Origin of the sequence: Geothrix sp. (genome assembly GCF_049292215.1) — a bacterium.
In the GTDB taxonomy this organism is placed as follows: domain Bacteria; phylum Acidobacteriota; class Holophagae; order Holophagales; family Holophagaceae; genus Geothrix.
The window spans coordinates 1-8,072 of record NZ_JBATQW010000034.1 but is presented as its reverse complement, the minus strand read 5'-3'; the positions used below and the strand labels follow the sequence as shown (position 1 = coordinate 8,072).

Annotated in this window: 6 protein-coding genes; 1 reads left to right on the top strand and 5 read right to left on the bottom strand. The window is 71.1% G+C overall.

Annotated elements, in window-relative coordinates:
- From WAS25_RS06200 to WAS25_RS06190, 3 genes are all read right to left on the bottom strand, one after another.
- On the bottom strand, nt 1–1,119 hold a 1,119-nt coding region (locus WAS25_RS06200; RefSeq protein WP_422310650.1), incomplete at its 3' end, for a Mur ligase family protein.
- A gap of 77 nt (nt 1,120–1,196) precedes the next feature.
- Nucleotides 1,197–3,992 carry a cyanophycin synthetase gene (cphA, locus tag WAS25_RS06195; RefSeq protein WP_422310649.1) on the bottom strand — a complete coding sequence of 932 codons (2,796 nt, stop codon included), beginning with the start codon at nt 3,990–3,992 and terminating at the stop codon, nt 1,197–1,199.
- A gap of 123 nt (nt 3,993–4,115) precedes the next feature.
- Nucleotides 4,116–4,970 carry a cyanophycinase gene (locus WAS25_RS06190; protein ID WP_422310648.1) on the bottom strand — a complete coding sequence of 285 codons (855 nt, stop codon included), beginning with the start codon at nt 4,968–4,970 and terminating at the stop codon, nt 4,116–4,118.
- Between the two features lie 179 nt (nt 4,971–5,149).
- Here WAS25_RS06190 and WAS25_RS06185 point away from each other — a divergent pair, with 179 nt between their 5' ends.
- Nucleotides 5,150–6,556 (top strand): alanine/glycine:cation symporter family protein, encoded by a 1,407-nt coding sequence (locus WAS25_RS06185; protein WP_422310647.1) that lies wholly within the window; start codon nt 5,150–5,152, stop codon nt 6,554–6,556.
- Here WAS25_RS06185 and WAS25_RS06180 read toward each other — a convergent pair.
- Together WAS25_RS06180 and WAS25_RS06175 are read right to left on the bottom strand one after the other, a co-directional pair.
- Nucleotides 6,553–7,248, bottom strand: a complete 696-nt coding sequence (locus WAS25_RS06180; RefSeq protein ID WP_422310646.1) for a response regulator — start codon at nt 7,246–7,248, stop codon at nt 6,553–6,555. The two genes, WAS25_RS06185 and WAS25_RS06180, sit on opposite strands and share 4 nt — an antisense overlap.
- Nucleotides 7,245–8,072: sensor histidine kinase (locus WAS25_RS06175; RefSeq protein ID WP_422310645.1), on the bottom strand; the 828-nt coding region annotated here is incomplete at its 5' end. The genes WAS25_RS06180 and WAS25_RS06175, both read right to left, overlap by 4 nt.

Here is an 8,072-nt window from a genome sequence, read left to right as displayed (position 1 = left end):
GGCCAGGTTCGAGAGGTTGTAGGCGGCGTGACCGCCCGCGCTCAGGGGCATGGTGGCCACCGCGCCGAGGTCATGGACGCTGCCCTGCCAGGCGAGGCTCAGGTGGTCGTCCTGCACGCCGCAGGTGGCGCCCCCCAGGCGCCGGTGTTCCTGCAGCACCGGGTGGTCGGCGTCCAGCGCGAACCAGCCGAGCGCGCAGTCCAGACCGCGGCTGTGGGCGACCAGCAGGGGGTCGTCCGCGTTGAGCACCAGCGTGCCACCGGGAGCCACGGCACGGGCCACCACGAGCTTGGCCTCGGCCAGGTCTTCCAGGCTGTGGATGCCGTATTCGCCGAAGTGGTCGGCGCTCACGTTGGTGATGAGCGCCACCGGGGTCTCGGCCAGCGCCAGGCCCCGCCGGAGGATGCCGCCCCGGGCCGTCTCGAGAAGGGCCGCCTCGACCCGGGCATCCCTCAGCACGACTCTGGCGCCCATGGGGCCGGAGTAGTCCCCGGCCTCGACGAGCGCGCCCGCGATGCTGACGCCATCGGTGCAGGTGAAGCCGGTCGTCCAGCCCTGGGCGGTGGCCATGGCGGCCAGCAGGCGCGTGGTGGTGGTCTTGCCGTTGGAGCCCGTCACCAGGACCGTGGGGATGCCGTGCAGCCGCGGCCAGGGCACCTGGTCCAGCGCGGGGAGCGCGTCCAGGGGCCAAGCCTGATGGCCGCACCCGGCCCCCAGGGAGAGGCTGTCCTCGCCCAGGAGGGAGGGCAGGTTGCGCCGGCGCGCCTCCGCCAGCAGGGCCATCAGGGCGGGCCGCGCCTCTTCGGCGGCCAGGGCCGCGAGTGTCCTCGCCGCCGAGACGGCATCTCCCACCGCCGGGTGGCCCGGGGCGCAGGGACGGGGGAAGCCAAGGTCTGTCTTTTCCTCCAGCGCCTGCTGCCAGGCCCACTCGTTGACCTCGGTTGCCGTGAAGAGTTGGTCCTCCGGCGCCTCGAAGGCCAGGGTGGCACCACCGGCGTGCAACCGTGCCACCACCGGGCCTTCGGTCCAACCCAGGTGCCGCCGCATCTCGGTGACGAGGCACTCCCAGCGGGCCAGCGCCGCGGAGGCACCGCCGCCGGGCAGGGGCGCTTCGAGCACGGCGCCGCAGGCTCCGAACCAGAGGTTCGGACCCGTGAGCCGGCGACTCTCCTCGAAGGGGGAGGTCCCGATCCCGCTCAGTCGTCACTCTCCCGCGCGAAGCGGACGCCGCGCTCATCCCGGATGAGGCCCTCGAGCTCGAGGACGGGCTCCTCCTGGCTGGGCCCCGGGGCCGGGGTTTCGAAGGCATGGGAGGTGGGCGCTACGGCCACGGTGGGGGGTGCGCCATCCGGCCGGAACTTGATGATCTGCTTCCAGGACCGGGTCAGGGCATCGGCGAAGACCAGCAGCAGGTCCCCGGTCTGTCCCATGCGCAGGGCGGCGTCGGTGGCTTCCTGCTCATCCGGGATGATGCTGATGGCAGAGGCGGGCACTCCCTTGGCCTCCAGAGCCCTGGCCATGATGCGGGGCACCTCGTCCCCGTCGCGGCCGCGGAGGCCGTCGTCCCGGCGGCAGATGTAGTGGTCGAAGCGGCCGGCCACCGTGTGGGCGATGGCCACGAGGTCCTCGTCGCGCCGGTCACCCGGTCCAGCCAGCACGACGATGCGCCGGCCCGTGACGTCGAGGGCGCAGGCCAGGTCGGCCATGACGCCGACGGCATGGGCATTGTGGCCGTAGTCGAAGATCACCTTGAAGGGGTGCTTGTCGAAGACGTTCATGCGGCCCGGGGCCTGGAAGAAGGTGGTGTCGAAGGTGCGCAGCGCCATGCGGATGGCATCCAGCTTGATGCCCAGGGAGAAGGCCATGGCCGCCGCGAACATGGCGTTCTGCACGTTGTGCAGGGCGCGGCCCTCCATGGTGGCGGGGATCAGGTGCGTCCAGAGCAGGGGGATGTGGCTGCCCTTGTCGTAGAGGGTGATCATCTGTCCGTTGACCCCCGCCTCCAGGGCGCAGGCGCGGCCCCCGGCGCGGATGTGCTCGCGCACCAGCGTGTGCTGGGGATTCATGGTGACGTAGCAGATGGTCTTGGCTTCCGTGTAGGCCGACATCTTCACCACCTGGGGATCATCGGCGTTGAGCACGGCGCAGTCGCGCGCCACTTCCACCAGGATGCGCTTCACTTCCGCCAGCTGCTCCAGGGTGTCGATGCCCTTTAGGCCCAGATGGTCGGACTGCACGTTGAGCACGGCGCCCACGTTCACGAAGGGGACGCCCATGCCCGCCCGCAGCAGCCCGCCCCGGGCGATCTCCAGCACGGCCAGGTCGATGTGCGGATCGGCCAGGACCATGCGCGTGGCCACGGGGCCGGTCATGTCGCCTTCCACCGTGCGCTGGCCGTTGATGTAGACCCCGTCGGTGGTGGTGAGTCCCGGGGTGTAGCCCGCCATCTTGGCCACGTGCGCCAGCATGCGGGCCGTGGTGGTCTTGCCGTTGGTGCCCGTGAGTCCGGCCACGGGCACCCGGGACGGTGTCCCGTGGGGGAAGAGCATGTCGATGACGGGGCCCGCCGCGTCGCGGGGGGTGCCCTCGCTGGGGTGGACGTGCATGCGGAAGCCCGGCGCGGCGTTCACCTCGCAGATGGCGCCGCCCACGCTGCGGTAGCTCTCGGTGATGTCGGGGCTGAGGAAGTCCACGCCGCCCACGTCCAGGCCGATGGCCCGGATGGCCCGGGTGGCCATGTCCCGGTTGTCGGGATGGATGATGTCGGTGACATCCGTGGCGGTGCCGCCGGTGCTGAGGTTCGCCGTGGAGCGCAGGGGCACGATCTGTCGCTCCGGGGGGATCGAATCCGCCGTGAAGCCCTGCCGGGACAGCATCAGGTCGGCCTGGGCATCCAGGCTCAGGCGGGTCAGCACCTTCTCGTGGCCGACGCCGCGGCGGGGGTCGCGGTTGACCTCGTCCACCAGCTCCTTGACCGTGTGGACGCCGTCGCCCACCACGTGGCCCGGCGTGCGGCGGGTGGCGGCCACCAGCTCGCCGTTGACCACCAGCAGGCGGTGGTCGTCGCCCTCCACGAAGGTCTCCACGATGACCGTGCGGCTGTGCTCCTTGGCCGCCAGGTAGCCCGCGCGCACTTCCTCGTCCGTGGTGAGGCGGATGGAGATACCCCGCCCGTGGTTGCCGTTGTAGGGCTTGGTGACCACGGGAAAGCCCAGGCGCCGGGCGGCGCGGAGGGCCGCCTCCTCGCTCTGGGCCAGCTCCTGGCGGGGCACCGGCAGGCCCAGGCTAGCCAGGATCTTGTTGGTCTCCTCCTTGTCGCCGGCCAGCTCCACCGCGATGTGCGACGTCCGGCCCGTCACGGTGGCCTGGATGCGCTGCTGGTACTTGCCATGGCCGAGCTGGACCAGGGACTGCTCGTTCATGCGCATCCAGGGGATGTCGCGGTCCTCGGCGGCCCGCACCAGGGACATGGTGGAGGGCCCCAGGGCCCGGCGCTGGGCGTAGCGGATGTACTCGTCGCGGGCCGTGGCCCACGCCCAGTCCTCGGGCACGCTGCGCTCGGGCCGGATGTCATCGGGCAGAAGGGAGCAGAGCAGGCGCATGGCCAGCTCCCCGGCCTCGACCCCCTCCTCCTTCTGGGCGTATTCGTAGATCACCGTATAGACCCCCGGGCGCTCCGCGCTGCGGGTCTTGCCGAAGGTCACCTGCTCGCCGGCCACGTTCTGCAGTTCGATGGCCACGTGCTCGAGCACGTGCCCCAGCCAGGTGCCCTCGTCCTCGCGCATGCGGCGCACGAAGCCGCCGGGCTCGCCGTAGCTGCAGCCGTGTTCGTGGAGGCCCGGCAGGGCCTGGAGCAGGCCATCGATGAACCCGCTGCCCAGGCGGGCCGTGGGCCACTGCTCCAGGGCCTCCAGATCGAGCTCCAGGCGGATCACCGGGAAGTGGGCGTAGAGCGAGGGGCCGACGTAGACGGATCGCTGGAGGATGCGCATGGAGTCTTCCTTATCCGGCTGACGGGGTGGGTTTGGTCTGAATCCTACAATACGGCCCAACCCCTCCCGCGGGATCCTTGAATGCCACGCCAGGCCCGCTTGTCCAGGATCGGGCCTCCCGGGTTAGGTGCTGGCACTGGTCCAGGAACGCGCATCCGGCCCAGGGAAGGCCTTGCGGGTGTGAAGGTTGAAGGAGGCGCCCGCCACGAGGATGTGCACGGTCAGGCCCAGCAGGCAGATGGGCTGGCCCGCATCCGCCTCGTCGATGCCGGAGTATTCGATGTTGGCGGCGTCCACCACGGTGATCCCGCCCTTGCCCTCCACTTCCAGCAGGTTGTCGGGGCCGATGAAGGCGGCCGTGTCCTCGTCGAGGCCCAGGCCCACCGAGAAGGGATTGAAGGCCAGCGCCGAGAGCAGGCGGCCCAGGCGGTCCCGCTGCCGGAAGTGCTGGTCGATGATGAAGCGGTTGGTGAGGCCCAGGCCCGGCGCCAGGCTCACGCAGCCCAGGGTGGGGATGGCGCCCTCCTGGCCGAAGGCGATCATGTGCTCGCTGAGAAAGCTGGCCCCGGCGGAGGTGCCGGCCGTGTGCACGCCGCGGGCGTTCTGGAGGCGCACCAGCTTCGCCATGGGGGTGCCGCCGAGGATGGTCGTCAGCCGCAGCTGGTTGCCCCCGGTGAAGAAGATGCCCGTGGCTTCCTCCATGCGGGCCAGGCGGTTCTCCTCGAAGCAGTCCCTGCGGGTATCGAAGTCCAGGGCCTTCACTCGGCCCGCGCCGAGCTCCCCGAAGATCCGCTCGTAGCGGCTGCCGGTGTCGGGGAGGCGGCTGGCGGTGGGGATCACCACGATGTCGGCCTTGGCCCCGCCACAGAGCTCCACGAACCGCTTGAGGATGCGGGGGTCGTGCTCCTTCTCCTCGGCGCCGCCGATGGGGATGATGTAGCCCCGCTCCACGCCTTCGGGCACCTGGCTGGGACACATGGGCGGGCTCCTCGATCGTTCCGTGCCGCAGGAGTCGTCCGGGAGGCGCCTCGGGAGTTGCGGTCAGCACAACCCTCAGTATACAGGGCCCCTGGACAGCTCAGGGCGCAGGCCAGCGGCCCCGGCCCCCCTGGCGAATCCCCTGACCCGCCAGTCCCTTCGTCCCGTAGGATCTGTCCATGCCTCTCCTCTCCGACCTGATCCAGCGCGCCGCGGACCGGCTGTTCATGCCCTGGGTGCTGCTCGTCCTCATGGGGGGTGGCATCTACCTCACGCTGCGCCTGCGCTTCGTGCAGGTCCGCCGCTTCCGCGAAGCGCTGGGCGTCATGCTGTCGGCGCGCCCGCAGGGCAAGGATGGCCCGCTGACGCCCTTCCAGGCCTTCATGACGGCCCTGGGCGCCTCCATCGGCACCGGCAACATCGCGGGCGTGGCCACGGCCATCATCTCCGGTGGTCCGGGGGCCCTCTTCTGGATCTGGTGCTACGGCTTCTTCGCCACCGCGATCAAGTTCTGCGAGGCGGTGCTGGGCCTGCGCTTTCGTGTGGCCCAGGGGGACGCCGTGAAGAGCGGGCCGATGTACTACCTGCGGGATGGCCTGAAGTCCCCGGCCCTGGCCTGGCTCTACGCCGTGGTCGCCTGCCTGGGGGCCCTGACCACCACGCCCTTCTCCCAGCCCAACAGCATTGGCGTGGCCCTGAGCCACGTGCTGCCCACCGGCGAGGTGGTGCTGCCCTGGCTGGGCGCCGTGTCGCGGACCTCGCTCGGGGTGGGTCTGGCCGTGGGCGTCCTGACCTGGGCCGTCATCATCGGCGGCATCAAGGCCATCGGCCGCGCTGCGGAGAAGCTGGCGCCGCTCAAGGTGGGCCTCTACCTGGCCGGGGGCCTGATCGTGCTCGTGGCGCACGCCGCGGCCCTCCCCGCGGTGCTGGCCCTGGTCTTCCGCGAAGCCTTCTCCCTGCAGGCCGCCGGCGGCACGGCCGCGGGCCTGGGAGTGATGATGGCCATGCGCTACGGTGTGGCCCGGGGCGTCTACGCCAACGAGGCGGGCTACGGCACCGCGGCGGTGGCTTACGGCACGGCCCAGAGCGATCGGCCCGAGCAGCAGGGCCTGCACGCGGTGATGGAGACCTTCATCGTCTCCTGCGTGACCTCGTCCATCAGCGCCCTGACCATCCTGGTGAGCGGCGTGGCGCAGCAGTCCATCGCCCTGACCCGCGCCGGGGGCGAGGGCCTCACCAGCACGGCGGCGGTGGCCGGTGCCTTCAACACGGTGATGCCCACGGTGGGAGGCTGGATCGTGGCCTTCTGCGCCTTCCTCTTCGGCTACACCACCCTCATCGGCTGGGCCTTCTACGGCGAGCAGGCCCTGGAGTACCTGGTCGGGCCCCGGGCCACGAAGGCCTACCGCTGGGTCTACTGCCTGCTCATCCCCTTCGGCGCCATCGCCAAGCCCACCGCGGTGTGGGCCTGGGGCGACATGATGAACGCGCTGCAGGTGTTCCCGAACATGATCGGCCTCATCGGCCTGGCCGGCCTCGCGGCGAAGGTTGCGACGCGCCGGGACGAAAGGGCGGGCCTCGTCTAATTCTCCGTCCGTAGCCGGTAGCCCACGCCCGGCTCGGTCTGGAGGTACTTGGGCCGCGAGGGTTCCGCCTCCAGCTTGTGCCGCAGCTGCGTCATGTAGACGCGGAGATACAGGGGCTGGGCCCCGGCGGCGCCACCCCAGACCTCCTTCAGCAGCTGGCGGTGGGTGACCACCTTCCCGGCGTGGCGGATGAGGGTGGTGAAGAGGCTGTACTCCAGGGGCGTCAGGTGCACTTCCTTCCCGTCCACCAGCACCTGGCGCTTGGCCAGGTCCACGCGCCAGTGGTCCAGGACGAACACCGGCTCCTGCTGGGCTTCCGGACCCGCATGGCGCAGGGCCACGCGCACGCGGGCCAGCAGCTCGCGGGTGCCGAAGGGCTTGGTGAGGTAGTCGTCGGCGCCGGCATCCAGGGCGCCCACCTTGTCCGTCTCCTGGCCCCGGGCCGAGATCACGATCACGGGGATGCGGCTCCATTCCCGCAGGCGGGTGACGAGGTCGAGGCCATCCATGTCCGGCAGGCCCAGGTCCAAGAGGATCGCCTCGGGCCGATGCTGGACGGCCAGGGCCAGACCTTCCTGGCCGGTGCCCGCCTCCAGGTAGCGGTAGCCGCTGCCCTCCAGCGCCACCCGGAGGAAGCGGCGCATCTGCGGCTCGTCCTCCACCAGCAGGATGAGGGCGCCCTGGCCGGTCATGGGGCCTCCTCCGGCATCGCTGGCGGGGTCCCCAGGGGCAGGGTCACCAGGAACTGGGCGCCGCCCTGGGGGTGGTTCACGGCCTGGATGCGCCCGTGGTGGGCCGTCACGATGCCCTTGCAGATGGCCAGCCCCAGCCCGGCTCCGGGCCGGTTCGAGGCGGCCTGGCCCCGGGCCAGCTTCTCGAAGATCCGCTCCTCCTCCCCGGCGGGGATGCCCGGCCCCTGGTCGGCGATGGAGAGCGTGAGCGATTTCCCGGCGGCCCAGGCCTTGATGTCCACGGGTGATCCCGGCGGTGAGTACTTCAGGGCGTTGTCCAGGAGGTTCAGCAGCAGCTGCTCCATGAGCACCCCATCCATGGCCACCAAGGGCAGGTCCTCGGGCAGGGAGACGCGCACCCGGTGGGCCTCCAGGGCCAGCTCCCGGCGGTTGAGGGCGGCCCCCACCACCTCCTCCAGGGGCATCCATTCGGTGTGGAGGTCGAGGACTCCGGATTCCAGGCGGGTGATGTCCAGCAGGTTGCTGACCAGTCGGTGCAGGCGCTGGGCCTCCTCCTGGGCGGATTGCAGCAGCTCCCGCCGAGCGGGTTCGGGCAGGTCTGGTGTCTCCAGGGCCGTGCTGACGGCGCCGGTGATGACGCCCAGCGGCGTGCGCAGGTCATGGGAGACCGAGCTGAGCAGGGCGTTGCGGAGCCGTTCCTCGTCCGCCCGGCGCCTGTCCAGGGCGCCCTGCTCGGCCAGGAGGGCCCGCTCCAGGGCCAGGGCCGTCTGCGTGGCGAAGGCCTCGAGCAGCTGCCGCTGGTCCGGCTCGACCCAGCGCGGGGC

Coding starts and splice junctions, on each gene's coding strand:
- WAS25_RS06190 (WP_422310648.1), bottom strand. CDS start 4,970: ATGTGTCCCAGCCAGGTGCCCGAAGGCGTGGAGCGGGGCTACATCATC.
- cphA (WP_422310649.1), bottom strand. CDS start 3,992: ATGCGCATCCTCCAGCGATCCGTCTACGTCGGCCCCTCGCTCTACGCC.
- WAS25_RS06185 (WP_422310647.1), top strand. CDS start 5,150: ATGCCTCTCCTCTCCGACCTGATCCAGCGCGCCGCGGACCGGCTGTTC.
- WAS25_RS06180 (WP_422310646.1), bottom strand. CDS start 7,248: ATGACCGGCCAGGGCGCCCTCATCCTGCTGGTGGAGGACGAGCCGCAG.